Annotated in this window: 30 protein-coding genes; 16 read left to right on the forward strand and 14 right to left on the reverse strand. The window is 31.9% G+C overall.

Going from position 1 to position 26532, the window contains the following annotated elements:
- Positions 1 to 119: 119 nt before the first annotated feature.
- A complete protein-coding gene (locus tag ACVCZW_RS06525) occupies positions 120 to 1007 on the reverse strand; it encodes a LysR substrate-binding domain-containing protein (protein WP_452231978.1) in 888 nt (295 codons plus the stop codon).
- A gap of 107 nt (positions 1008 to 1114) precedes the next feature.
- Between ACVCZW_RS06525 and ACVCZW_RS06530 the strand changes: the two genes are divergently transcribed.
- Positions 1115 to 1738: a LysE family translocator gene (locus ACVCZW_RS06530; RefSeq protein WP_452231979.1), complete on the forward strand. Its 624-nt coding sequence runs from the start codon at positions 1115 to 1117 to the stop codon at positions 1736 to 1738.
- 234 nt (positions 1739 to 1972) lie between these two features.
- Here ACVCZW_RS06530 and ACVCZW_RS06535 read toward each other — a convergent pair whose 3' ends face one another.
- The 8 genes from ACVCZW_RS06535 to ACVCZW_RS06570 form a co-directional block, all read right to left on the reverse strand.
- Positions 1973 to 2626, reverse strand: a complete 654-nt coding sequence (locus ACVCZW_RS06535; RefSeq protein WP_452231980.1) for a YdcF family protein — start codon at positions 2624 to 2626, stop codon at positions 1973 to 1975.
- Between the two features lie 176 nt (positions 2627 to 2802).
- Complete coding sequence (locus ACVCZW_RS06540; RefSeq protein ID WP_452229344.1) at positions 2803 to 3396, reverse strand: hypothetical protein; 594 nt, start codon at positions 3394 to 3396, stop codon at positions 2803 to 2805.
- Positions 3389 to 3886, reverse strand: a complete 498-nt coding sequence (locus tag ACVCZW_RS06545) for an RNA polymerase sigma factor (protein ID WP_452229345.1) — start codon at positions 3884 to 3886, stop codon at positions 3389 to 3391. Before ACVCZW_RS06545 ends, ACVCZW_RS06540 begins: the two co-directional genes overlap by 8 nt.
- Positions 3873 to 4766: an alpha/beta fold hydrolase gene (locus ACVCZW_RS06550; protein WP_452231981.1), complete on the reverse strand. Its 894-nt coding sequence runs from the start codon at positions 4764 to 4766 to the stop codon at positions 3873 to 3875. Before ACVCZW_RS06550 ends, ACVCZW_RS06545 begins: the two co-directional genes overlap by 14 nt.
- A 303-nt stretch (positions 4767 to 5069) precedes the next feature.
- The gene (locus ACVCZW_RS06555) at positions 5070 to 5873 is read right to left on the reverse strand and encodes an anti-sigma factor (RefSeq protein WP_452229347.1); all 804 of its coding nucleotides are present in this window, start codon (positions 5871 to 5873) and stop codon (positions 5070 to 5072) included.
- A gap of 1 nt (position 5874) precedes the next feature.
- Positions 5875 to 6405 carry an RNA polymerase sigma factor gene (locus ACVCZW_RS06560; protein ID WP_452229348.1) on the reverse strand — a complete coding sequence of 177 codons (531 nt, stop codon included), beginning with the start codon at positions 6403 to 6405 and terminating at the stop codon, positions 5875 to 5877.
- Between the two features lie 90 nt (positions 6406 to 6495).
- Positions 6496 to 7050 (reverse strand): superoxide dismutase family protein, encoded by a 555-nt coding sequence (locus tag ACVCZW_RS06565; protein WP_452229349.1) that lies wholly within the window; start codon positions 7048 to 7050, stop codon positions 6496 to 6498.
- An 83-nt stretch (positions 7051 to 7133) separates the two neighbouring features.
- Entirely contained in the window at positions 7134 to 7763 is a 630-nt protein-coding gene (locus tag ACVCZW_RS06570) for a YceI family protein (protein WP_452229350.1), read from the reverse strand.
- Positions 7764 to 7903: 140 nt separating this feature from the next.
- Here ACVCZW_RS06570 and hemN point away from each other — a divergent pair, with 140 nt between their 5' ends.
- The 11 genes from hemN (at position 7904) to ACVCZW_RS06625 (ending at position 17865) form a co-directional block, all read left to right on the forward strand.
- A complete protein-coding gene (hemN, locus tag ACVCZW_RS06575) occupies positions 7904 to 9268 on the forward strand; it encodes an oxygen-independent coproporphyrinogen III oxidase (protein WP_452229351.1) in 1365 nt (454 codons plus the stop codon).
- An 11-nt stretch (positions 9269 to 9279) separates the two neighbouring features.
- Positions 9280 to 10113 (forward strand): universal stress protein, encoded by an 834-nt coding sequence (locus tag ACVCZW_RS06580; protein ID WP_452229352.1) that lies wholly within the window; start codon positions 9280 to 9282, stop codon positions 10111 to 10113.
- Between the two features lie 242 nt (positions 10114 to 10355).
- Positions 10356 to 10856 carry a c-type cytochrome gene (locus ACVCZW_RS06585; RefSeq protein WP_452229353.1) on the forward strand — a complete coding sequence of 167 codons (501 nt, stop codon included), beginning with the start codon at positions 10356 to 10358 and terminating at the stop codon, positions 10854 to 10856.
- 10 nt (positions 10857 to 10866) lie between these two features.
- Positions 10867 to 11427 (forward strand): fasciclin domain-containing protein, encoded by a 561-nt coding sequence (locus tag ACVCZW_RS06590; RefSeq protein WP_452229354.1) that lies wholly within the window; start codon positions 10867 to 10869, stop codon positions 11425 to 11427.
- Positions 11428 to 11456: 29 nt separating this feature from the next.
- Positions 11457 to 13427 carry a Sec-dependent nitrous-oxide reductase gene (nosZ, locus tag ACVCZW_RS06595; protein WP_452229355.1) on the forward strand — a complete coding sequence of 657 codons (1971 nt, stop codon included), beginning with the start codon at positions 11457 to 11459 and terminating at the stop codon, positions 13425 to 13427.
- Positions 13428 to 13581: 154 nt separating this feature from the next.
- Complete coding sequence (locus ACVCZW_RS06600) at positions 13582 to 14199, forward strand: hypothetical protein (protein ID WP_452229356.1); 618 nt, start codon at positions 13582 to 13584, stop codon at positions 14197 to 14199.
- A gap of 29 nt (positions 14200 to 14228) precedes the next feature.
- Entirely contained in the window at positions 14229 to 14666 is a 438-nt protein-coding gene (locus ACVCZW_RS06605; protein ID WP_452229357.1) for a nitrous oxide reductase accessory protein NosL, read from the forward strand.
- Between the two features lie 4 nt (positions 14667 to 14670).
- Positions 14671 to 15906 carry a nitrous oxide reductase family maturation protein NosD gene (locus ACVCZW_RS06610; RefSeq protein ID WP_452229358.1) on the forward strand — a complete coding sequence of 412 codons (1236 nt, stop codon included), beginning with the start codon at positions 14671 to 14673 and terminating at the stop codon, positions 15904 to 15906.
- The gene (locus tag ACVCZW_RS06615; protein ID WP_452229359.1) at positions 15900 to 16607 is read left to right on the forward strand and encodes an ABC transporter ATP-binding protein; all 708 of its coding nucleotides are present in this window, start codon (positions 15900 to 15902) and stop codon (positions 16605 to 16607) included. The genes ACVCZW_RS06610 and ACVCZW_RS06615 overlap by 7 nt, the downstream gene beginning before the upstream one ends.
- Complete coding sequence (locus ACVCZW_RS06620; RefSeq protein ID WP_452229360.1) at positions 16600 to 17382, forward strand: ABC transporter permease; 783 nt, start codon at positions 16600 to 16602, stop codon at positions 17380 to 17382. The genes ACVCZW_RS06615 and ACVCZW_RS06620 overlap by 8 nt, the downstream gene beginning before the upstream one ends.
- 30 nt (positions 17383 to 17412) lie before the next feature.
- Positions 17413 to 17865, forward strand: a complete 453-nt coding sequence (locus tag ACVCZW_RS06625) for a hypothetical protein (RefSeq protein WP_452229361.1) — start codon at positions 17413 to 17415, stop codon at positions 17863 to 17865.
- A 10-nt stretch (positions 17866 to 17875) separates the two neighbouring features.
- Here the strand turns inward: ACVCZW_RS06625 and ACVCZW_RS06630 are convergent, their stop codons facing one another.
- Positions 17876 to 18697, reverse strand: a complete 822-nt coding sequence (locus tag ACVCZW_RS06630) for a universal stress protein (RefSeq protein WP_452229362.1) — start codon at positions 18695 to 18697, stop codon at positions 17876 to 17878.
- Between the two features lie 215 nt (positions 18698 to 18912).
- On the opposite strand from ACVCZW_RS06630, the gene nirK reads away from it, so the two are divergent.
- From nirK to ACVCZW_RS06650, 4 genes are all read left to right on the forward strand, one after another.
- Complete coding sequence (gene nirK / locus ACVCZW_RS06635; RefSeq protein WP_452231982.1) at positions 18913 to 20355, forward strand: copper-containing nitrite reductase; 1443 nt, start codon at positions 18913 to 18915, stop codon at positions 20353 to 20355.
- Positions 20356 to 20363: 8 nt separating this feature from the next.
- Positions 20364 to 21146, forward strand: a complete 783-nt coding sequence (locus ACVCZW_RS06640) for a formylglycine-generating enzyme family protein (RefSeq protein WP_452229364.1) — start codon at positions 20364 to 20366, stop codon at positions 21144 to 21146.
- 161 nt (positions 21147 to 21307) lie between these two features.
- The gene (locus ACVCZW_RS06645) at positions 21308 to 22024 is read left to right on the forward strand and encodes an SCO family protein (protein ID WP_452231983.1); all 717 of its coding nucleotides are present in this window, start codon (positions 21308 to 21310) and stop codon (positions 22022 to 22024) included.
- 50 nt (positions 22025 to 22074) lie between these two features.
- On the forward strand, positions 22075 to 23334 hold the full coding sequence (locus ACVCZW_RS06650) for an alginate export family protein (protein ID WP_452231984.1): 1260 nt from the start codon (positions 22075 to 22077) through the stop codon (positions 23332 to 23334).
- An 80-nt stretch (positions 23335 to 23414) separates the two neighbouring features.
- On the opposite strand, the gene ACVCZW_RS06655 is transcribed toward ACVCZW_RS06650, so the two are convergent.
- The 4 genes from ACVCZW_RS06655 to ACVCZW_RS06670 all read right to left on the reverse strand — a co-directional run bounded on the left by ACVCZW_RS06655 (position 23415) and on the right by ACVCZW_RS06670 (position 26460).
- Positions 23415 to 23876, reverse strand: coding sequence for a hemerythrin domain-containing protein (locus ACVCZW_RS06655; RefSeq protein WP_452231985.1), 462 nt, complete (start codon positions 23874 to 23876; stop codon positions 23415 to 23417).
- Positions 23848 to 25059, reverse strand: a complete 1212-nt coding sequence (locus tag ACVCZW_RS06660) for a hypothetical protein (RefSeq protein ID WP_452231986.1) — start codon at positions 25057 to 25059, stop codon at positions 23848 to 23850. Before ACVCZW_RS06660 ends, ACVCZW_RS06655 begins: the two co-directional genes overlap by 29 nt.
- Positions 25060 to 25175: 116 nt before the next feature.
- The gene (gene ric, locus ACVCZW_RS06665; protein WP_452229369.1) at positions 25176 to 25907 is read right to left on the reverse strand and encodes an iron-sulfur cluster repair di-iron protein; all 732 of its coding nucleotides are present in this window, start codon (positions 25905 to 25907) and stop codon (positions 25176 to 25178) included.
- A 118-nt stretch (positions 25908 to 26025) separates the two neighbouring features.
- Entirely contained in the window at positions 26026 to 26460 is a 435-nt protein-coding gene (locus ACVCZW_RS06670) for an RrF2 family transcriptional regulator (protein ID WP_452229370.1), read from the reverse strand.
- Positions 26461 to 26532 lie beyond the last annotated feature (72 nt).

A 26532-nucleotide genomic window follows, 5' to 3' on the forward strand; every position in this document is an offset into this window, starting at 1 on the left:
TGCCAACAAGTAACGATATATGCTATATAATCTAGAAAAATTTTAAGGGAGTTTTTAAAGAAGTTTTTTGTTGGTTAGGAAACGCTATGTTTAGAAATAAACTAGCGTTTTCTTTATTTTTATACTTTACTAGTTTCTATTTCAATATTCTTGGCATAATCAATTAATCGCTTTATTGTTTTGTTTGGTTCTTTTTTTCGCCAGTTGATGTATAAATTTATTTCTTCATTAAGTTCAATAAATTTCACGTTGTGTGTGTTGGCAAATTTAAAGGAATATGGAAGAATAGAAATTCCTAGTTCTTTAGATACCAGATTTAAAATCATGCCGCCAAAATCAGATTCAATAACTGTTTTGGGCTCAAAATCATGCTTGTTAAATAAGTTCCTTAAAAGGGAGGCGAAAAAAGTAGCTTGATGCAAACCAGATATAATGAATTTTTCGTTCTTTAACTCACTAAGGTCTTGTATCGATTCGTTGTTTAACCAATGATTATTTGGTACAACCAAGCAAATAGGTTCGGCGTATAACTTTAAAGATTCAATATTCGCGTTTTTTATTTCATCTCTATTAAAGGCAATATCTGTTTTATAATCTAACAATAATTTTTCGTGATTTTCATCTGTTGGTTCTGTCAGCTCTAATTTTAAATCCGGAAGATTGGTGTTTAAAACACTCAGGAATTTTGGTAAAAAACTAAATGCAATAGAACCAGGATACGATATGGAAACAAAACCAGAAGTTCCTTGGTCAATTTTTTTTGCCTGTTCTTGTATCTGATCTAAATTGTTTATGGCATTTGTCCAGTTTTCTTGTAGAAATTTTCCAGCATCCGTGAGTTTTACATTTCTTTTATCTCTTTCAAAAAGTTGTATTCCTAGTTCGTCTTCTAGAGATTTAATTTGCCTGCTTAATGTAGATTGGGAAATAAATATCTTTTCCGAAGTTTTCCAGAAGTGAAGCTCATTAGCAAGCGCTAGAAAATACTTTATTTGTTGAATCGTCATGATTAATGCGTTTTTTGCATTAGTTGGTTAAAAATATGTATTTTATTAAAGGTGTCAAAATTATTTCTTTGTCTTGTTGTTTTAATTACGAAATAAAAAAACAGATTATGGGAATTGAAAATTTTATCACTTTTGCAATAACAGCTTTATTTTTTATTATGACACCAGGAATAGATACGCTGTTTATACTAAATAAGTCTATTAGTCAAGGTAAGAAATCTGGTATTTATGCTACGCTAGGTATTAATACAGGTGTTTTGACGCATACTTTTTTTGCAGCATTGGGATTGTCTGTTTTGATCGCTAAATCTGCATTCGCATTTTCATTAATTCAATTTGTAGGCGCTGCTTACTTAATTTATTTAGGTTTTTTTAAACTGATAAAAAAGGAAGCGTTTTTAACCGTAGATACCCAAATAAAGAAGCAGCAAAGTTCGAAAAATGATTTTTGGTCCGGATTTTTAACAAACTCATTAAATCCCAAAGTTGCATTATTCTTTGTGGCTTTTTTTCCTCAATTCATTAATCCGAATCAAATAGAAAACCCTATTCCATTTATTTTGTTGGGTTTTACCTTTGCTAGCATTGGTGTTATTTGGTATATAGGCTTAAGTTTATTCGCAAGTGTTTTTTCTGAAAAAATTAAAAACAATCCAACCACAGGTATTTGGATAAATAAATTAAGCGGTTTAGCCTTTATTTTACTCGGAATAAAAATTGCGCTTTCCTAAGGTATAGTCTAAGCGTTTCCTTAAAAAGGAAGAATTTTTCAGAGTTTGATACCAAGGTACCAAAGAAATAGAAATTTAATAAGGGAGTATTGTTTCTTCTAAAATCTGATTTATAAGGATTTGTACATAAATAATGATCGTTTTAGTTCGATGCGAAGTTTCTTATATTTCCGACGAAAGTCTTATTATAACTTTCAAGCAGAATCATATGAATTTCAAATAAAAGAATGTTTTTTATGGGTCTAATGAATTATCATCTCTTCTCAATACATCCATACTTGGAATAAAGCTCGTTCTGTAAAGCGATAAAAAACGAAACTTTCCAACCTTATAACCTAAGGTTTTTTTACTTGCAGATTGATAGGTGGTTATTGCTTGCGCTCCAAAATAAAAGTTCTGACCAAAAGAGGTTACAATTAACGCTCTTACCAGATTATGTTTAATCATAAACCTGCCACAATTTCTCATATTGGTTACCGAAGTTCTAGCGTATGGATCCATGGCTATCTGACTTTCGTTGAGGTTGAATTTTTGTAATAATGCCTGTTTCATACCAAAAGCCTCATTTTTTGGTGTTTTTGGCGGACGAACATTACCTCCAGAAACCATAATTACAGGTATATTGAATTTTCGCATGGCTTTTATAGCGCGTTCCAATCGTTTCATTTCTTTCTTATTAACGCCTTGTGGATTGGTTATATCTCTGGGAGTAAAACCAGGTACGATAACAATCTGATATTTTAATTTTTTAATATGCTCGATTTCATTTTGAATTGCTAAACTAACCGCTGCATTTTGGGTGGTAATATTAATTTTAGTATTACCCTCATGCGCAGCATCAGGTGCTGCGTATGCATACAAATCTGGCGGAATTGGCGTAATTATCATGTATTAAGTGTTGTTGATTTCTATAATTTCATGTTTTCTACCTAACAAGATAGGTTAATCTTATTTCATGGTGCATTTAAGTGTTGATTATTAGCATTTTAATTGTGTTTTGTGTTGTGAAAACTCTGTGTTTTAGCAATTAATATGTAACGATGTTAGTAGTTTATTCTTAATGCTTATTCCGTTATTTCATTTTTTAATTGCACAATATCGCTTAGTTTTTGCATTTCTTTGTTGACTCCTTTTTTAATCACGATAAAAAGAATTATTCCAATAACGACATAGGAGATATCAATTAGTATAATATTCCATAGTTCCATATAAGCACTAAATTCAGGTGTAATCATAAAAAAACCAATGGTGTATAAAACAATTATTATTGGTGCAATAACTTGATGAATGGTCTTTCTAAATTGATGAAAATGTATCGAGTTCTCTGCCGTTTTTAAGGTGTCATCTAACACATTTATTTGTCTAGCTTTATGAATACTAAGTACTTCAATACCTATTCTAAAGACTAAACCTAAAATCATTAACCCTGCTCCAATTTTACTTAATACTTCTTCTACAGGAGCTACATAAATAAAGAATAAGGAAATGACAATTAGTGTAATTAGCAAAATACTAATAGTACCATAATAGAAAAAGTAGTTCTCTTTTTCTTTACGCTTTATTTTTTTATATAAGTTCTCTAAGTTTATAGCGGCAGGTTCCATGCTTTTTTTGCTGTCTTCCCACTTACTTTGTAAGTTTTTAAAATCGTTATTCATTTTTCATTATTTTTTCAAGACGTTTTTTTATTCTGTGTATTTTTACTCTAACGTTTATGGGGTTAATTCCTATAACTTCAGATATACTATCATAATCTTGGTTTTCTAAAACCATCATAATTATTAGACGATCTATTTTTTTTAATTGTCCAATGGCTTGGTATAGCTGCGATATATTATCTTTTTCCGTGGTATCGGAATTCGTAATAGACGTTTGGTTTTCTATTTCTAAGGGCGTAAGTATTCTTACTTTTTTATCTTTTTTTACATACTGTAAACATGTGTTTACTGTTATTCTGTAAATCCAAGTTTTATAGGAAGATGCGCCTCTAAATTTGTCTAAGTTACTCCATACGCTAATAAAAATTTCTTGGGATAAATCATTCGCAGCATCTTTATCGCCTTTAACAAAACCCAAGCACATTTGTAAAACCATTGGGTGTTGCTCACGATATATGGTTTCAAAATTTTCGTTCTTATTTATTTTCATGCACTAAAAAATCATTTATTGTTTTATAAAGCCATTCTGGTTGATCAAACATTAAAAAATGCTTACTGTTGGTAGCCATTAGTATTGTTTTGTTAGGTAAGTTGGTGTATTGTTTTTCATAGTTTTCTTTTGCTATGTTTACATCTGGAAACGATGCGCCTAATATTAGTGTTTCACATGTCACTTTATGTAATACATTTCTTAAATCTAGTTTTAGTAAATCGGTATATCCATAAACCCAAGTTTTTCGGTCGGCTTCTACCATCCAATTGGTTATTACCTCTTTTTTATCTTCTTTTAGTGTCATGTTGGAAGCCATCATAACTGCTATATTTTTAAATTGCTGTTGGTCCATTTCCAGCATTTGTGTATTGTAAGGGGTTTCATAAAATAGACTTTCAGCAGGTACATGAGGCATCATCACTTCTCGCATACAAGGTAATGCTTCTACAATTATAATTTTTGAAATAATATTAGGTAATTCCGCAGCAATATCTACGGCTAGATTTCCACCCATACTGTGACCAATAATAAGAACGTCTTGCATATTATTGTCGGTTATATATTTTAGTATTGCTTTCTTGATAGAAGCATACCAAGGCATTTCTATGGGGTTGTTACCATTAAAACCTGCATAAGAGAAGAAGTGAGATTTTCTATCTATATTTAAATTGACGGCAGTTTCTTTCCATATAGAACCCGGAGTTGCAAAACCAGGAAGAAATAAAATAGGTTTTCCTTGTCCAATAGTTTCTATACTAATAGGGTTTGGTTCTGTGTTTTTAAGCGGTTTGATTTCTTTGTTTATTCCGAAGCTATTGGTGGTGCTTATTATAATAGCGAATAAAAATAAGGTGGTAATTCTAATGCAATGTTTCATAATACTATTGTTTTTAATTGGTTTATACCTCTTGGATAAAAAAAACAGTATTTGTTACACTTTAAAATTATTTTTTTTGGATTTATTTTAGGAAGGAAATTCTTTAATAGGAAAAACGCAGGTTATATAGTGATTTTGACCTGTTTATAGAACTGAAATATGCAATCCTATTCGAGTCCTTAATTTATCAAATCACCGTGTTGCATTACCAATAAACACAATATTTTCGCATAAGAATTTCTACAGATATTACCGTTTTAAGGTTCTATCTGTAGAAAGAATTGTTTTAAATAATATTATTTTTTAAGGTGTAGAAGCAACAGCACCAAGTGTGTAAAGTTGCTCTAGAGTAGGAGATTCACTTCCTCCTTCAGGCTCTAATGTAATACCAAATGCTTCAGACGCATTAGCATTTTCTATAGTAAATAGTTTGTTTTCGTCTGTAGAAAAATCAGCTATTATACCTAAACTTGTGGGTGTTAAAGGGTTTAACTTTAAAGACCATACTTGGTATACCTTTCCTTTTGGAGGTTCTGGTAAACCTTGCGCATCTAATACAATACTATTACTCTTTTTATCCCAATATACTTTTGCGTATGCTTCCGGATAAACCGCTTGTCCTGCAAGTGCAACTGGTATAATATCTTTATCTCTTAATACCGAAATAAGCTTTTTAGCTTCGGTTAAACTAGAATTTCCTGTTTCTATTTGTACTTCCAGTAATTCTTTATCTATATCAGCAACACGTATTTGTTCTTTAAGCTGGTTGTTTTGATTAGCGAAATATAAAAAACCTGCAGCAAATACAATAGAAGCTGCCCAACTTACGTACGTAAACCATTGTTTGTTAGGTTTTGTATCTAGAGGTATTACTTTTGTGGTATCTGTTGTTATTTTTTCTTTAATAGAAGGATAGAGTAATTTACTATCACTTGGCGAAGCTGCTGCTGTAAGTTTAATTATTGCTGCTTCAATTTTTAAAACCTCGTCAAGAACTTCAGGATGTTTTAAAGTAAGTCTATAGACCTCCTTACTTTCTTCTTCAGAAAGCGTACCTGCAACGTAAAGTTCCAAAATTCCAGATGCTATGTATTCCTTTATATCCATATTAAACTTCTAGCATATTACGTAATTCGCTTATGCATTTTCTATTTCTTGTTTTTATTGTACCAATTGGCATTTCTAATGTTTCGGAAGCTTCTTTTTGTGTATATCCTTTAAAATATAACAGTTCAATTACTTCTTTACATTTTGCAGCTAATTTAGATACAAATCCTTTAATGCCAATAGCATCTGTTTGATTATCTAAGCTTTCGTTGCTTTCAATGATATCTACGAAAAAATCGGAGTTAAGGTTTTGTTTTGCCTTTTTGAAGTTTTTAGAACGTGTTTGATCTATCGCCGCATTGCGTGCTATGTTTAGAATCCAAGTAAAAAACCGACCTTTTTTTGAAGAGTACGTACTTGCGTTATTCCATGCTTTTATAAAAACATCTTGCATAACTTCTTGTGCAATGTCATGATCTCTAACAATATTATAGATAACACCATGCATACTATCACTATACATATTGTAAAGTGTTTCAAAGGCTTTTTCGTCCTTGTCTTGAAATTTAGTAACCAGTAGGTCTAAATGCATATAGTATTATTAGTTGTGTAATGTAGTAAATTAATAAGTAATAAAAAAAGCACCAAACGGTGCTTTTTTATTTTTATAAATGTAGGATTCTTATTCAATAATACCTCCGCAACTTATGCGTCCACCAGCATTTCCTGTTGGTTGACCATAATCATCTGCTCCAGCATGAACAATAATAGCTTTTCCTAAAATATCTTTATTTGGATCTCCACAACCTAGACACCATTCGTCTGTAGAAAACTCTAGATATGCTCTACCATTTTCTTCCGCAGTTAAATTGCCTATATCTCCTTTGTGGTATCCAGCAGTATCTCCCCATTTTCCATGCGGTTGTGCTGTTGGGTTCCAATGTCCTCCAGAGGAAGTCCCATCTGCAGCAGAGCAATCTGCTTTTTCATGAATATGCATGGCGTGTGTTGTTCCTGGATCCATTCCTTCAATAATAGCAACCATTCTAATTTTTCCGTCTTCTTCCGTAAAAGCAATATCACCCTTCACCTTACTATCGCTTTTTGGTTCCAGTTTCATCTTCACTTTTTTAGCGGTCATCGCTTTGGTCGTTCCTGTTTCTTGTTTTACTTCCTTTTTACAACCAATTGCAAAAAGCATACTTAAAGCTAAAATAAAAATGCTACTTCTTTTCATTATTATACAGGTTTTAGATTAAGTACTAAAGTTAAAATATATTTAGGGAAAAACAAATTATAAAACGGAAGGGTTTTAGTTGTTTATTTATCGCGTAAATAGGTAGTGATTACTATTTCTACATCTTCCCAAGTCTTACTTACGCCATCTGCTCCTTTATGTAAATCCAAACAAACTTTATTTAATGTTTCTAAAGCACTTAAAGCATTCCAGTTTTTAAGATCCATGGTAGCTTTCATTGTTACACGTCTTTCATCGCTAATGCTGTAATCTAAAGGTAAATCTGCAGTAACACCATTCATAGTTATAGAAGCGATATAATTACCATTCGTATTGGTTATGGTTCCTTTTATTAAATCAGGATCTAACATAGCGCCAAAGAAAGAGGCTTTTAATTTAGCGTCTCTAGTGTCGTCTTTAGTAAATAAACTACTTACAGGAATGGTAAACTCTAAATTGTTTAAAGCTTCTTCCGGCGTAGCTCCAGATTTGTTTTTAAAATTTAGCGTTGCAAACTCTCCACCAACTGGTACTTTGTCTGTTGTTTTAAATGCCGTCCATTTTACAGAAGTTGCTTCCGGTTTTATAATAAAAGAACTAGTTGCTTCCGTAGTTGTTATAACTGGAGTCTCTGTTTCTTTTTTTTCTTCTTTACAGGAAGTAAATAATAATAAACTAACTGCTAATATTGTTAAAGGTTTTGTGATTTTCATGATTAATTTTTAAATGTTTCCGTAAAGTTAAGTAGATAAAAGCGTTCATGCAAGCACAACCGAACATCTTAATGCTATCCATTTTTATTAATATGATATATGTCATATTTTTTATGATTTAACCTATGTAGTTTTGGGGTATGGTAAACGGACTAGTTAATAAATATAATGTTGCAGGACCTCGTTACACGAGTTATCCTACTGTTCCTTATTGGAATAACGAAACCTTTTCCTTAAAAAAATGGAAGACATCGTTAATACAATCTTTTCAAGAAAGTAATGATGCAGAAGGTGTTAGTTTATACATTCATTTACCATTTTGTGAAAGTTTATGTACCTTTTGCGGTTGTAATAAACGAATTACTAAAAGACATGAAGTAGAGTCTCCATATATCACTGCAGTTTTAAAAGAATGGGATTTGTATTGTAATCTTTTACAAACGAAACCAAATATTAAGGAATTACATTTAGGTGGAGGAACACCAACTTTTTTTACACCACAAAATTTAGAGCGTTTAATTAAAGGTCTTTTAAGAAAAGCCACACGTGCTGAAAATTATGAATTTAGTTTTGAAGGGCATCCAAACAATACCACTAAAGCGCATTTACAAACACTTTTTAATTTAGGATTTAAACGTGTAAGTTTTGGTGTGCAAGATTATAATGAAACCGTTCAGAAAGCAATTCATAGAATACAGCCTTTTGAAAACGTAAAACGTGTTACAGTAGCGGCGAGAGAGATTGGCTATACTTCGATAAGTCATGATATTATTTTCGGATTGCCTTTTCAAACCGAAGCACATGTAGAAGAAACCATTAATAAAACCAAGTTATTAAAGCCAGACAGAATTGCCTTTTATAGTTATGCACATGTACCTTGGATTAAAGGAAATGGACAACGTGGTTATAAAGACAGCGATTTACCAACTCCTGAAAGTAAAAGAAACCAATACGAATTAGGGAAGAAAATGTTGTTTGAAGCAGATTATGTAGAAATTGGAATGGACCATTTTGCATTACAAACAGATGCTCTATATCAAGCTACAACCAATAAAGAGTTGCATAGAAATTTTATGGGATATAGTGCTTCTAAAACGCAGGTTATGATAGGACTTGGAGTTTCGTCCATAAGTGATAGTTGGTATGGTTTTGCGCAAAATGTAAAAGGATTAGAAGAATATTACCATTTAATAGAGGAAGATATCATCCCAATATATCGTGGTCATATTTTAAACGAAGAAGATTTAATTATTAGAAATCATATTTTAAATCTCATGTGCCAATTGGAAACTTCTTGGTCAGCAACAGAAAATTATTTTTCAGAATTACCAGATACATTAATAAAATTAAAAGAAATGGAACAAGATGCACTAGTTGAAATCTTTTCCAATAAAATAATAATAACAGAAAAAGGAAAACCCTTTGTTCGAAATATTTGTATGGCTTTCGATTTGCTTTTACAACGTAATAAGCCCGAAGCACAACTATTTTCAATGACCATTTAAAACAAAATATCATGAAAAAAATTATTGTACCAATAGATTTTTCTGAGCATTCAGAATATGCATTAGAAACCGCAGCTGTTTTAGCTAAAAAATATAATGCAGAAATTGTAGCATTACACATGTTAGAACTTTCTAACGCAGTTATTTCTAATGCAGAAAATATGCAACAAGAAGAAACCGTTTTCTATTTAAAACTTGCAGAAAAAAGGTTTCAAGAATTTTTAGATAAAGCCTATTTAAAAGATATTAAGGTAACGCCATTAGTAAAACATTTTAAAGTGTTTAGTGAGGTTAGTGAGGTAGCTAAAGAACAGGGTGTAGATTTAATCATAATGGGTTCTCATGGTGCAAGTGGATTAAAAGAAGTACTTGTTGGTTCTAATACCGAAAAAGTAGTAAGACACTCTAATATTCCGGTTTTAGTTATAAAGGAGAATCCTATTTTAACAGATTTTGAAAACGTGATTTTTGCTTCCGATTTTTCTGAAGAAGCAATAAAACCATATTTAAATGCAAGTAGAATGTTCGAAGCATTAGATGCTAAAATGCATTTGGTATATGTAAACCTTCCAGATAATAGATTTAGAAGTTCTACAGAAATAGAAAAACGTGTGGCCGACTTTTTAAAAGCTGCAGAAGGCAATCTAGATAAAATGAAAGAGGTGGCTTATGTAAATGATTATTCTATTGAAAAAGGGGTTTTAAATTACTCTAATATTATAGGTGCAGATCTAGTTGCTGTTGCAACGCATGGAAGAACTGGTTTAGCACATTTTTTTGAAGGTAGTATTTCTGAAGACATTGCAAACCACTCTACATTACCAGTGATGACATTTAAAATTTAATTATAAATAATTAGAGGAAACGCTGATTCTATAAAAAAAAATATTGATTTTTCACTTTAAAAAGAGGTCTTAAGTTAGTTAAATAAATTTTTAAAGTGAGTAAAAAGCCAAACATTGTTTGGCTTTTTTGAGGACTAAATTTCAATTAAGACATTTTTATCCGAAATATGATAAATGTCATATTTTAACATAATTTTAGGACGTATTTTTGAAGTATTAAAATAAACAATTAACTAAAACAGATGAAAACAACACTAAAAGTATTGATGGTATTATTTGTAACACTTCTAATAAGTTGTGGAGGCAAAGAAGAAAAGAAAAAAGAAGGATTCTCTTATCAAAAGAAAGCAACAACAGAAAAAGCGACAGCTCCTAAAGCAGAAAAAGTTCCTGCATCTAAAAAAATAGATTTATCTAATAAAGGTGTTGGTCCAATTACTTCTGTTACGCTTGGTGCAGAAGTAGATCAAAAAATGGCTACACATGGCGCAGATGTGTACAAAAAAATGTGTACCGCTTGCCATAGAGCAGATAAAAAATTTATTGGTCCAGCACCAACAGGTATTTTAGAAAGACGAACTCCAGAATGGGTAATGAATATGATTTTAAACCCAGAAGAAATGACTCAAAAAGATCCTTTAGCTAAAGAATTATTAATAGAATTTAATGGAGCGCCAATGGCAAACCAACACCTTACAGAAGAAGATGCTAGAGCAGTATTAGAATATTTTAGAACCTTATAATAATTCCATTATGAAAACAATTAAAAACTTGTTTCTTGTTTTTGCAACGATGGCTTTAGTAAGTGCTTGCAAAGACAATAATGAAAATACACCTACACAAGTAAAGACGGAAGCCACAACACAAAAATCAGGTCAAGCCTTTATTGAGGGAGATGTAGGTACCACTGTTCTAAGTATTGCAATGGGCTCTAAAGATCACACTACTTTAGTTGCAGCGGTGCAAGCAGCACAGTTAGAAAACGTATTAGTAAATGCAGGACCACTAATGGTATTTGCACCAACTAACGAAGCCTTTGCCGCTCTACCAGAAGGTACCGTTGAAAATTTGCTAAAACCAGAAAATAAAGATGCTTTAGCTAATATCTTAAAGTATCATGTAACTCCTGGAAACTACTCTAAAGACTTTTTAAAGAAATTTAAAAAATTAGGACAAGCTAATAATGGGTATGTAAAAGTAGAAGTTATAGACGGTGAACCAATGATTGGAGGAGCTAAAATATTGGCAAGCATACCTGCAGGAAATGGAATTGTACATGTAATAGACAAAGTTTTATTACCTCCAACAGAATAATTAAAATACGAACTAAAGAATAATAAAAAATGAAAAATATAATAACATCAAGTATTGCAATGCTCGTTATCCTTTTAGGGTTTACAAGTTGTAATAACGGCAACAAATCAGGTTCTAAATCTGGTGCATTAGCGAGTAATGTTGCCGAACGAGTATATGTTGCTCCAGGAGAGTACGATTCGCATTACGCCTTTTTATCTGGAGGTTACAGCGGTAACGTAACGGTTTACGGCTTGCCTTCTGGTAGAATGTTTAAAGAAATCCCTGTGTTTTCTCAATTTCCAACCTCTGGTTATGGGTATTCAGAAGAAACGAAACCTATGTTAAACACTTCACATGGATTTATCCCTTGGGGAGATGCGCATCATCCAGATATTTCGCAATCTAAGGGAGAGTTAGATGGTCGTTGGCTATTTATAAATGAAAACAATACACCACGTATTGCAAGACTTAGTCTTACCACATTTGAAACCGAAGAAATTATTGAGGTACCAAATAGTGCAGGTAATCACAGTTCTTCTTTTGTTACTGAAAATACGGAGTATGTAGTAGCAGGAACACGTTTTTCAGTGCCAATTCCGCAACGAGATATGCCTATTAAAGAATATAAAGGGAACTTTAAAGGGGCGTTATCTTTTATCTCTGTAGATCCTGTAGAAGGACATATGGATATAAAATTTCAAGTATTGATGCCAGGATTTAACTATGATTTATCACATCCTGGACGTGGAAAATCACATGGATGGTTCTTCTTTACTACCTATAATACAGAAGAAGCTAGCACGCTTTTAGAGGTTAATGCTTCACAAAATGATAAAGATTTTATAGCAGCAATAAACTGGAAAAAAATTGAAGAATATGTAAATAATGGAGGAGGAACAATGATGCCTGCTAATTATGCACACAATTTATATGACGAAGATACACATACCGCAACTTCTACTATGAAAAAAGAAGTACGTGTGGTTAATCCATTAGAGGTACCTGGTGCTGTCTTTTTTATACCAACACCAAAATCACCGCATGGCTGTGATGTAGATCCTTCTGGAGAATATATTGTAGGTAATGGTAAATTATCGGCTAATTTAACGGTGCATTCCTTTACAAAAATGTTAGATGCTATTGAAAACAAAAAATTTGCAGGGGAAGCGTACGGAATTCCAATTTTAAACTTCGAAGATGTTTTAGCAGGAGTTGTAGAGCAACCAGGATTAGGACCATTACACACAGAGTTTGATGGTAAAGGAAATGCGTATACTACATTCTTTATTTCTTCTGAAGTTGTAAAATGGAAATTAGGTACTTGGGAAGTTATAGATAGAAAACCTACATATTACTCTGTGGGTCACTTAACTATTCCTGGAGGAAATTCTGGAAAACCACAAGGTAAATACATGTTTGCAATGAATAAGATTACCAAAGATAGATACTTGCCAACAGGTCCAGAAATGGAGCATTCTGCGCAATTGTATGATATTTCTGGAGATAAAATGGAATTACTTTTAGATTTCCCAACACATGGAGAACCACATTATGCTGCAGCAATGGAAGCAAGTATCATTAAAGAGCAATCTCAAAAAATCTATAAGTTAGCAGATAATAAGCATCCTTATGCAGCTAAATCAGATGATGATACTAAGGTGGTTAGAGAAGGTAAAGACGTGCATATTTACATGACAACGATTAGAAGTCATTTCTCACCAGATAATATTGAAGGTGTAAAAGTAGGAGACAAAGTATACTTTCACGTGACTAATTTAGAACAAGATTTTGATGTACCTCATGGATTTGCGGTAATAGGTCAAAACAATTCAGAATTACTAGTAATGCCAGGGCAAACAAAAACATCTGTTTGGGAACCAAAACAAGTTGGTGTATGGCCATTTTACTGTACCGATTTCTGTTCTGCTTTACACCAGGAAATGCAAGGATATATTAGAGTATCTGCTGCAAATTCAGACACACCAATCAAGTGGTCTCTTGGAGAAGATATTGAATAATTAATTAAAAATAATTAGAGAAGTTTTGTTTTAGTGTTTATTTCTCTAATAAAGGCGAGAGTTGTTTATTTCGCTCTCGCCTTTCTTTCTAAAACACTACAATCTGTTACTACAGAAACTTCACGTAATTGAATAACATTAAATTTTAAATACCATGAAAAAGGCTAGCATTATAATGATTATTGGTTCATTACTGTTATTAGGGCTTTTTAAATTTCCGTTATGGAACATTATGCTTGGAGCACCTCAATATCCAGATCCTTTAGGAATGAATATTTATATTGATGGTATTAAAGGCGTATCTGAATTTGATTTACAAAATATAGATGGATTAAATCACTATATCGGAATGAAAACCATCCCAAAAGCAGACGAAATGTGGGAATTCTCTATGTTTCCAAAGGTGATATTTGGCATGGCTATGTTAGGTGTTGTTATTGGTCTGTTAGGTTATTTTGAGAAAGTTAGCTATAAATATTTTTTAGGCTGGTTTCTATTTATGTCCGTACTTGGTATTTTAGGGATGTACGATTTTAATAATTGGTTAGTAGATTATGGAGGAAATTTAGATCCGCACGCAATTATAAAAGTAACCAATCCAGACGGTACACCAATGTCGTATAAACCACCATTAATTGGTTTTAAAAAACTATTAAACTTTGATGTTACTTCTTTACCACATACTGGAGGATACTTAATGTTTATAGGAATGTCTTTAACACTTGTCGCTTTTTGGTTAGGCCGAAAAATGAGTATAAAGAAAACAAAATAGTAATTTTACATTTTCAAAACACTAAAAAAATGAAAACACTAAAACACTATTCTGTACTTGTATTACTTTTAATTTTTATAAGCTGTAATGTATCACCAAAAGCCATAGAATATGGTAGTGATGGTTGTCAGTTTTGTAAAATGACTATAGTAGATAAAATTCACGCAGCAGAAATTGTTACTAAAAAAGGTAAAGTTTATAAATTTGATGCTTCCGAGTGTATGGTGCATTTTATGGAAGATTTTGATACTTCACAAATTAAACTTTATTTAACGAATAACTTCACAGAACCCGAAACACTAATAGATGCAACACAAGCAACCTTTTTAATAAGTAAGAATATTCCAAGTCCAATGGGAGCTTTTCTCTCCGCTTTTAAAAATAAAGAAGATGCAGAAAAAGTTCAATCTGAAAAAGGAGGCGAATTATATTCTTGGGAAGCGCTACTGGTTCATCTTAAAGAATAGTTTTATGAAAAATATTTTTCTTTTTCTTATAATTATCTTAATTAATAATACCTCCATTGCGCAAACTATTGCCGTTTGTAAAACATGTCCTGTTTCCAGTTTAAAAGAAGCTATAAGTCAAGCTAAGGATTTCGATACCATACTTGTTAAAAAAGGAACTTACAAAGAGCATACTATTATAGTCGATAAGCCGCTAACTATTATAGGCGAAAATTATCCTATAATTGATGGGGAGCTAAAAGGTGAAATTATCACCATTGTTTCCGATAATGTAACCGTGGACGGTTTGTTTATTATTAATGTTGGTACCAGTTATACCGAAGATTATGCTGCTATTCGAGTAAAGAATAGCAAGAATTTTGTGATTCAGAATTTGGTATTAGAAAAGCTTTTCTTCGGAATTTATATCGAAAAATCAAGAGATGGCAAAGTCTATCATAATAAGATAATTGGGGATGCTGTGGAAGAATACAATTCCGGAAACGGTATACAATTGTGGTATAGTAAAAATGTACAAATTGAACATAATTTTGTGCAACATGTTCGGGATGGAATTTATTTAGAATTTTCGGATTTTTGTACTATTAAAAATAATGTAAGCACTTTAAATGTGCGTTACGGATTGCATTTTATGTTTTCTAATGATGATGTTTATCAGGATAATACTTTCGAAAATAATGGCGCTGGAGTTGCTGTAATGTTTTCTAAACGTATAAAAATGTATAACAACCTTTTTAAAGAAAATTGGGGAACAGCATCGTATGGTATGCTACTTAAAGAAATTAATGATGCCGAAATTACAGGGAATACTTTTGAAGATAATACCATTGGTATTAATATAGAAGGTTCTAACCGAATTGTATATAAACACAATAATTTCAAGAATAATGGTTGGGCAATTAAGGTAAAAGGTGCTTGCTATACCAATACGTTTACCCAAAATAATTTTCTCTATAACTCTTTCGATATTGCATATAATAGTAATGTAAATGATAATATTTTTGATAAAAACTATTGGAGCAATTATACCGGTTATGATCTCGATAAAAATGGTGTAGGAGATATCCCTTTTCGACCTGTTAAACTGTTTTCGTACATCGTAAATCGTACGCCAGAAACCATTATTTTATTGCGTAGTATGTTTATAGATATTATTGATTTTTCTGAAAAAGTGTCGCCTGTTTTTACTCCAGATGATTTACTTGATAACAATCCACAAATTAAAAAAATTACATGGTAACCATTCAAAATTTACATAAAAAGTTCGGAAAAAACCAAGTGTTAAGTGGTTTGGACTTAACGATTAATGAAGGCGGGATTTTTGCAGTTCTTGGTCCAAATGGTTCCGGAAAAACAACTTTAATTAAAGCCGTTTTAGGAATGGTAATTCCAGATAAAGGTGAAATTACAGTCTTAGGAGAAAACATTAAAAAGAATTCGGATTACAGACATAAAATTGATTATTTACCACAAATAGCCAACTTTCCGAGTAATTTAAAGGTGAAGGAATTAATTAAAATGATTAAAGATTTGCGTAAACCTACAGACGAAGATCAACGTTTAATAGCATTGTTTCGGTTAGAACCTTTTTTAGATAAAAAATTAGGAAACCTTTCTGGAGGAACAAAACAAAAAGTAAACCTGGTTTTAGCTTTTATGTTTAATAGTCCATTAATCATTTTAGATGAACCAACAACAGGTTTAGATCCTATTTCATTGATTCGTTTAAAAGATTTAATTCAATCGGAAAAGGCAAAAGGGAAAACAATACTTATTACTTCGCATATCATGAGTTTTGTGGAAGAAATATCCGATGAAATTGTATTTATCTTAGAAGGGAAAATTTACTTTAAAGGACCTATTTCCGAATTAAAAACCAAGACCAATCAGCAAGATTTTGAACATGCCATTGCGTCTATATTAACAGATAATCATGCTTAAAATATTAAAATATAGTTTTTTCGATTTAATGCGTAGTCGTTGGAGTTACGTCTATTTTGCATTCTATTTATTGCTTGGTGTTGTGTTACTATTTTTAAACAACGACTTATCCAAAGCAGTAATTACTTTAATGAATGTTATTATCGTTTTAGTACCTTTAATTGGAACCATTTTTGGCGTCATGTATTATTATAATTCCCAAGAGTTTACAGAGTTGCTTTTAGCGCAGCCTATAAAACGATCTTCCATATTTTTAGGACAATATTTAGGCGTTGCATTATCGCTTTCTATGAGTTTAATTCTAGGTTTAGGAATTCCGTTTGTTTTTTATGGTTTGTTTGAAAGTAGTGCGATTTGGGATTTTTCATTGTTGCTCATTACAGGAACATTTTTAACCTTAATTTTTACCGCATTAGCTTTTAACATTGCACTTTCCAATGAAAACAAAATCAAAGGTTTTGGGTACGCCATCTTACTTTGGCTGTTTCTTGCGGTAATTTATGACGGACTGTTTTTAATGACATTAATTATGTTTGAAGATTATCCGCTAGACAAACTATCTTTGCTTGGTACCATGCTTAATCCTATCGATTTATCCAGAACGCTAATCTTATTAAAATTAGATATCTCGGCATTATTGGGATATACAGGAGCCGTTTTTAAACAATTTTTCGGTACAAGTTTCGGACTTATTGTATCTTTCGTAATGTTAACTGTTTGGGTGATTTTACCCGTTTTTAGAATCGTATATAAATCGAAGAGGAAAGACTTTTAAATTCATAATTTACATTAAATATAAAAACGTATGAAAACAAAATATACTTTAATGCTACTTCTTTTGGTTGTAACTTTTGGTTGTAAACCGGAAACTAAAAAAGTAGAAAAGAGCATTTCAGAAACGGAAGAAGTTGCATTGCTAGACACTTTGCAACTTAAAATGAATCGTGGTAAAAAATGGCTTGTAAACCCCGAAACACAAGGTGGTGTGGAAAAAATGAACGCGATTATCAAAACATTTAAAGAGGAGAATAGTAAAGACTACAATGCTTTAGGGAAAAAGCTTGCCAAGCAAACCAGTTATATTATTAAAAATTGTAATATGGTTGGTGAACCTCATGATCAATTGCATGTGGTTTTAGTTCCTATGTTAGATGAGATTTCTAACTTAAAAGATGCTAAAAACAACACAGAAGGAGAAGCTTATTTAACGAAATTAGAAGATTTAATTAAAGAGTACTTTGCTTATTTTAAATTGTAATGAACTCCGACTAAGGATGTAGAACAAGTATTGGCTTACTTATTTCTGAGATGTTAACTTTCGTGTTCGCTTTAGAAAAGAAATGCTCTAAAAACCCTTCGTTTTTAACAAATAAACATAAAAAATCTATCGTGTTTGTTTGCATATAACTAGATAAAGCAAAATCCATAGGTACATCATTTACCGCATGATACGTGCAATCCAAAAGCGCTAAATTAGATATATCTTCTTGTTCTATTTCAGGATTTTCTTTATTTGGATTCACTCTTAAAACATGAAGGTGTAATTGGTAAGTTTCTATAAAATCTAATACGTTAGAAAACTGTTTTCCATCTATAGTATCTTGAGGATCTAATGGTAATAATAATTCTTTAATTGGTGTAAAAGAATAATCTTCAGGAATAATTAGCGTTTTGCAATTTATTTTTCTAATTACATTTTCGGTATTGCTACCAAATAGAAACTCTTTAGCTCCTGAAGCTCCATTGGTTCCCATAACAATATAATCTATGTTTTTAATTTTAACTAACTGTTTAATTGCATCTGCAAAAACATCAAAATCTAAATGTGTTTCAAAACTGTAATTTACATGGGTATATGTATTTTTCAATTCTTCAACAAGAGCGGTTAGTTTTTCTTTAGGTTCTTTTGTAATAGACTCATAAATACTTTCTTTTGGAGAGTTCATCAAATCATCCGATGTAAAACTTCCTATTTTATGTATATGCATAACATGAAAAGTGCATTTTTCATTTTTAAAAAATTGCATCGCATACTGTATTGCATTTTCTGAATTAGTAGAAAAATCGGAAAGTAATAATATGTTTTTCATAATGTTTAGATTATTTCTTAAAGGTATTTTAAAAGTATAAAAAGAAATATGATTTAAATCAGCTTTGTCACATAAACCTTGCAAATTTTATTGTGAATGTAAGTAATAAAAATTAAATAAGACAATTTTATCTTATTTATTAGAATTGTGATATTTGTCATGTTTTTAAATTATTCTTAGCTTTAATTTCGTGAAATAATTAATAACTAACTAATATGAAAACTACACTGAAATTAATAACACTTCTTCTAGCACTAACCATGTTTAGTTGCTTTAATAAGAAAGAAACAGAATATGCAAACGCAGAAGATATTCCTGTAAACCGAGAAATGCTGGCAGAATTAACTTCGCCACCTAATGTGCCAACTCCAGTTGGAAGACGTAAAGCAAAAAAGCTTATCGTTAAAATGGAAATCCTTGAAAAAGTAGGTGAAATGACAGATGGCGTAGAATATATGTATTGGACTTTTGGCGGAACGGTACCAGGAAGCTTTATAAGAACCAGAGTAGGAGATGAGGTAGAATTCCACTTACAAAATCACCCAGATAACAAATTGCCACATAATATTGATATGCATGCAGTTACTGGTCCTGGTGGTGGCGCAGAATCTTCTTTTGTAGCTCCCGGACATGAAAAAGTATTTTCTTTTAAAACCTTAAATCCAGGATTGTACGTTTATCATTGTGCAACTGCTCCAGTAGGAATGCATATTGCTAACGGAATGTATGGATTAATTTTAGTGGAGCCAGAAGGTGGTTTGCCTCCAGTAGATAAAGAATACTACATTATGCAAGGAGATTTCTATACTAAAGGTGCAAATGGAGAACGTGGATTACAACCTTTTGATATGCAAAAAGCGGTAGATGAAAAAGCCGACTATGTAGTGTTTAATGGTAAAGTTGGTGCGCTTACAGGAGATAATGCGCTTACTGCAAAAGTAGGAGAAACAGTAAGGTTATTTGTTGGTAATGGAGGACCAGGTCTAGTATCTTCTTTTCATGTTATTGGTGAAATTTTCGACAGAGTACATGTGGAAGGTGGTGATTTAATTAATAAAAATGTACAAACGACTATGATTCCTGCTGGTGGTGCTGCAATGGTAGAATTTCGTGTCGATGTACCCGGAACTTTTATTTTAGTCGATCACTCTATATTTAGAGCATTTAATAAAGGTGCTTTAGGAATGCTTAAAGTGGAAGGTGAAGAAAATAAGAAAATATATTCTGGTGAAATTAGAGATGATATTTATTTACCAGAAGGTCCTGGAATTCAAAGTATGCCAACTACAGACGAAGTTGTAGCATCACAAATTCCAGCTAAATCTTTTGAAGAGCAAATGGAATTTGGTAAAAATGCATACATGCAAACTTGTTTTGCTTGTCACCAGGCAGAAGGACAAGGTATTCCAAATGCATTTCCTCCTTTAGCAAATTCCGATTATTTAAATGCGGACGTAAATCGTGCTATCGGAATTGTTTTACGTGGAAAAACTGGCGAAATTACAGTGAACGGTGAAAAATATAACAGTGTAATGACTAGACAAATGTTATCTACAGATGAAATTGCAAATGTGATGACATACGTGTATAACAGTTGGGGAAATTCTAAAAAAGTGGTCACCAAAGAAATGGTAGAAAAAGTTAAAAAAAGTAAATAATTTTTAAAATGATAAAAAGCCAAGCCTTTAGAATTTTGTTTGTTTTGTTAGTGTTTCAAACGATGCTTTATGCACAGTCTGAAGGCATGGTTTCTATTAAAGGTAGTCGGTATTTACCGCTATACGGAAGAGATTCTACTGTAGTTGCTGTTAAAGATTTTGAAATAGATGTGTATCCAGTAACCAATTCCCAATATGTAGATTTTGTGAAAAAAAATCCGAAATGGCAAAAATCGAAAGTCATTAGTTTATTCGCAGATAAAGGATATTTAGTAAATTGGAAATCGGATTTAGCCCTTAAAAACACCGAAAAACCGAACAGTCCAGTTACTTATGTGTCTTGGTTTGCAGCTAAAGATTATTGCGAATGCCAAGGAAAACGCTTACCAACGATAGATGAATGGGAATATGTTGCAATGGCAGATAAAACCACAAAAGATGCAAGGGTTAAACCCGAATATAATGCCGAAATTCTTGCTTGGTATGAAGCTCCAAGAACTAATGAAAATACTATAGGACTCCATCCTGAAAACTTTTGGGGAGTTCATGATTTACATGGTTTGGTTTGGGAATGGACGCTCGATTTTAATTCGGTTTTAATTTCTGGAGAATCTAGAAAAGACGTGGATAAAGACAATAATTTGTTCTGCGGAAGTGCTGCAGTCAATGCTACAGACTTAATGAACTATGCTGCTTTTATGCGCTATGCTATTCGCGGAAGCTTAAAAGCCAAATACTCTATGAAGAATTTAGGGTTTAGATGTGTTAAAGATATACCAAATGAATTTTAAAATTATGGATGGTAAATTTGAATAGTATTTTCTTTAGATGAGATAGAAAATATAAGCATAGCATTAGTTAAGGTTCTATTTTATATGGATATGTAAAGGAAATAGAAACGAATTTAACTCATCATTTTGAAGTTTATTTGGTATTAAAAAATCAATAAAAAATGAAACACTTAAAAATATTTCTTTCTGTTTTGGTAATTGTAATTGCTTTTACGGCTTGCAATTCTAAAACTTCTAAAAATAATTCGGAAGAATTAGCCGTTTACCAATGTCCTATGCAATGCGAAGGCGAAAAAACGTATAGTGAAGCTAGCAGTTGTCCTATTTGTAACATGGATTTGAAACTCGTAGAGAAAGCTTCAAAAGTATTGGAAACGAATGAAATTTCAGAAGCATCCATTTTCAATTTAACTTCTAAATGGCATACCGAAGAAGGTAAGGAGATTCAGCTTAAAGATCTAAAAGGAAAAACTTTAGTGATGGTCATGATTTATACTTCTTGTAAAGCTGCTTGTCCTCGTTTAGTGGCAGATATGCGAAATATAGAAGCGGAAATCCCAAAAGAAAACCTAAAAGATTTAAATTTTGTACTAATAAGTATCGACCCTGACACCGATACACCAGAACGTTTAAAAGCATTTGCTATTGAAAATCTTATGGATGATGAACAATGGACTTTTTTGCAGGGAACCGAAAGTGGTGTTCGCGAATTTGCTAATGTACTTGCTATGAAATACAAGCAGATTTCACCTATAGATTTTTCACACTCCAATATCATTAGCGTCTTTAATACCAAAGGCGAATTAATACACCAGCAAGAAGGTTTAGGGGTAGATAATAAAGATACCGTAGCTACCATTCTAGAACTTACACAATAAAATATCCTTCAAGATTTTAAAAACCTTACCGGAATAAAACAGAACTAAAAATGAAAAGTATATTAACAATCCTATGTTTAGGAGTTGTAATGACTTCTTACGCGCAAGAATTTGAGATTTCAACAGTATTAAGACCACGTTTTGAATATAGACATGGCTACAAAACTTTAACAGCAGATGACGCAGAGGCAGCAACATTTATATCGCAACGTACACGATTAAATTTTGGTTATAAAAGCGAAAAATTACAGATGTATTTAGCGTTACAAAATGTTAGAATTTGGGGTGATGTCTCTACATTATCTACTTCCGATACCAATGGAACTGCAATTCATGAAGCTTGGGCAATACTACATTTAGATCCTAAATTTTCTTTAAAATTTGGTCGTCAAGAAATTGTTTATGATGACCATAGAATCTTTGGAAACGTTGGTTGGGCACAACAAGCAAGAAGTCATGATGCATTTATTGCGACCTATAAACTAAATAAAAATAATCAATTGGATATTGGATTGGCTTTTAATGAAAATGCAGAAACTTTGTTTGAAGAGAATTATACTGTAGATAATTACAAAGCGTTTCAATATGCTTGGTATCATACGAAATGGGATGCGGTTGGATTAAGCTTTTTAATTCTCAATAACGGCTTAGCTTATGATGCAGATAACGAACAAAAAGTAGCGTATAACCAAACTATAGGTACGCATCTTACGTACAAGAAAAATAAGTTACAGGCAGATGCTTCTATGTATTTTCAAACTGGAAAAATTGCAAACACAAGTTTGCATGCATATAACGTTACTGGAAATGTATTTTATACCATTAGTGAAGCATTTAAAACTGGTCTAGGAGCAGAGTACCTTTCTGGTACCGATAGTAACAGTACAGAAAACAAAATAAAATCTTTCAATCCTTTGTTTGGTACCAACCATAAATTTAATGGTTTGATGGATTATTTTTATGTTGGAAATCATATAAATTCTGTAGGATTATTAGATGTTAATGCAACTATAGCGTATCAAAAAAATAAATTTTCAGCAAAATTAATTCCACATGTTTTTTCCTCGGCAGCAACTGTTGTGGATACTTCTGGAAAAGAAATGAGTGCTGTTTTAGGTACAGAGCTCGATGTGGTTTTAGGTTATAAATGGACTAAAGATGTTCAATTTCAAGCAGGATATTCACAAATGTTTGCAACAGAAACTATGGAAGTTTTAAAAGGAGGAAATAGCGATAATGCAAATAATTGGGCTTGGTTAATGATAACAGTTAAGCCTAGTTTGTTTAAAACAACGTTTAAAAAAGAGTAAAATAAGGTTTTGGATTTATCACCAAACTGCAACTTCAAGAGCTGTTAGATTTCTATAATCTAACAGCTCTCTGTTTTTAATCACTTCCAAAATGCATCTTCTATATTATCCTTAAAGTCTTCTGGTTGATGGATTTTTTCTATTTGAAGCATTTGTTCTTCCGTAGCTATTTTCTGTATTTCAGGAAACAAAATGCGTTCTTCAAATCGGATGTGTTGTTCTAATACTTCTTCAATTTTACCTAATGTTATGGCGTCGTCTCCGGTTTCCGCAAATAAAGCCTTTATCTGTTTATGATCTGCTAAAGCTTTTTTTACAAGTTCATTATCTTCTTCTAGAATAGTAAAAATATATGTTTCTTCCATTTCAAAATGCGGAATTAAGTGTGTTTCAAAAAACCAATTAGCATACATTCTTATCCGTTCTGGAGCAATATTCTTGCTAAATCCAGATCTAATTTTCCAAGATAATAATAGTCCGTGATGATGTTCTCGACTTAATGGTTGTAGCGCTTTATGACGTTTTTGTGGTTTGTTTTGCATCGTGTTTTGTTTTAATAATATGTAATAAAATAAAAAGGATTCCTAATGGTAATAATATACTAAATAGGAATAATAAAAGATAATAATTGGTTAGCATTCCTTCTTCGAAATAAAATTTACAACCTTGAATAAGTAATAACATTTCGGTTAATATAAAACCTAAAAGAAAACTGTAAACTCCAATATATAGCGATTTTGTAAATCGGACTAAAGTCGTGTTTAATATAAAAGAAAAAAGAAAACCACTAATAATACCAAGCATCATTAAATGAATAAAACCTATTATAAAGTTACGATGTTCGAATACTACTAATGAAAATTCAGGAAAAAGTGTAAATGCTTGTACAAATGTTTTCAACACAAAACATACAACGCTAAAGAAATAAAGATAAAGTACTATTTTAGGTTGTGTTTTTGTGTGCTCCAACAAGTTAGGCTTAATAAGTTTTAAAAATAAATATAGGCTTGCAAGTTGTAAAAGGATCCCAAAAGCATTAATAAATAGTAGTGCTTTATGAGGTGCAAACCACTGAATTGGTAATGCAAAAGTTAAAATAGTAGCGGCAATTAATAGTTTGAAGAACAACCGGAATAATTTGGAATCTTCTATCTTAAGTACATGGAAAAACACAGCGATAACAGCAATTAAAAACCAACCATTAAATTGAAAATGCAAAAAGAACTGAATGGCTATTTGATAAAAGGCAGATGCTTGTCCTAGCATAGAAACCGCTGGTCCTAAACACCAAACACCAAATGTAGAAAGCACCATAAATAGGAGCGAAGCCTTCAGTAACTTACTAGTAACAATAGATTTGGTTTTATGATGTTTAAAAATTAGATAGGCAAAGTAATAACTGCAAAATATATGTAATGTAGAAAAGGAAATGGAAATTGCTGCATAACCTTGAAAAGGAAAGCTTAACATCATACCAATAACTGCAATTTCTGTGATCCAAAATAAACGATTATAAACCTGTGTTTTATCTGGAACAAAATAATGTGTAATTAGCGCAAACAACATAAGGTAAACCCAGCCTAACATGGCAACATGAGAATGAGCATGTGTTAAAAAGCGATAGTTTAAACCAATAGATTCTATAACCGAAAATCGCAGTGCCAAACCCATTAAAGCAGCAACCAAGAAGTTAATTAAACAAACAAGAATGAATTTTTTTTGCATTTTAATAAAAAATAGTCCTTACGTAAAGGTATCTGTTTTAATAAAAATCCCAGAACATGTTTAGGGAAATGTTCCAGGATTTTCTAAGTACTAAAGTTACAAATTATAAAATGCTGTTAATTAAATTGTTGCTCTAGTTTTATTGCTTCAGGGAATAGAATATTATTTTCTAAATGTATATGTAAGTGTAAGTCTTTTTCAAATTCATCCAGCATTGCAAAAGTTACTTTGTAGGTGTTACAAGCGTCTGCAGGAGGTGTATAATTATCGGTAAGTTCTGCTATTTCTCTAAAACGCGCGCCTTCGGTATCGTGTTCTTGCATCATCATTGCAATTGGGTTTTCAACGGTTCCAAATTGTGGCGATTGTATGTCCACATGCTCTAATTTCGATTTTACCATTCTTTTTACAAAAGGAAAGAGCATCAGTTCTTCTTTTTTCATGTGTGCTGTTAATTCGTTAGCAGAAGCAGTGAACAATTCATTTATTTTAAATAATTCTGGGTGACGCTCACCATGGACACGACAAAGTTTATCTAAAAACTGACGTAATACAGGGATTTTCTCTTCCACATATCTATGGTGTTTTTTTTCAATATATTCGGCTAGTAAATCTAAAGGCCAAGATTTGTAATCTATAGATTGGTCCGTTTTAGAATTTAAAACAGCTTCTAATTCTTGTGCTAACGTATTGCTATCAATACCTTTTTTTTCGCAAGCTTCTTCAATAGTTCTGTTTCCATTACAGCAGAAATCTATTTTATATTTTGAAAAAACTGCTGCAGTTCTAAAATCGTCTGCTACAAACTCACCTATTTGTTTCTGCGTATTTTTTTGTAATGTTTCCATAATGTATCTATTTTAATATTGGTAAAAAAGTGTTTGCCTTTTATCCTTTTATTTAATTAGGAGCGATCAGGCTATTTTTATCTCGGATAAATTTATCCTATTTATATTCAAATTTTTTTTAGATCTTTAAAAAGGAAGCTCCAGACTTTATGCCTAAAGCAAGCTCTTCTAAATTGGTCGTTTCTAACATGTGTTTTAATTCATCGCGTATCACCTTGAATTTATCATGTACAGGACAAGGATGATTTTCATCGCAGGTATCTAAACCTAAACCACAACCGTTGTATATATTATCGCCATCAATGGCTTCTACTATTTGCGAAAGCTTTATAGATGCAATGACATCTTTATCTATCACAAAACCTCCATAAGCACCTTTTACAGAGTTTATAATGTCATTTCTGACTAAAGCTTGTAAAATTTTTGCAGTAAAAGCTTTAGGAGAATTTATTTCTTCAGAAATTTCTTTTGGAGAAACAAGTTTGCCTTCCTGCGAATTTTTCGCAATGAAAATTGATGCTCTTATTCCATATTCGCAAGCTTTCGAAAACATATAGTTCTTTTATTTCTTCTATAAAGGTAAAACATTATTTTAATTAAGACAAGTTTATCCTAATTAAATATA

This window comes from Lacinutrix sp. MEBiC02595 (genome assembly GCF_053601555.1).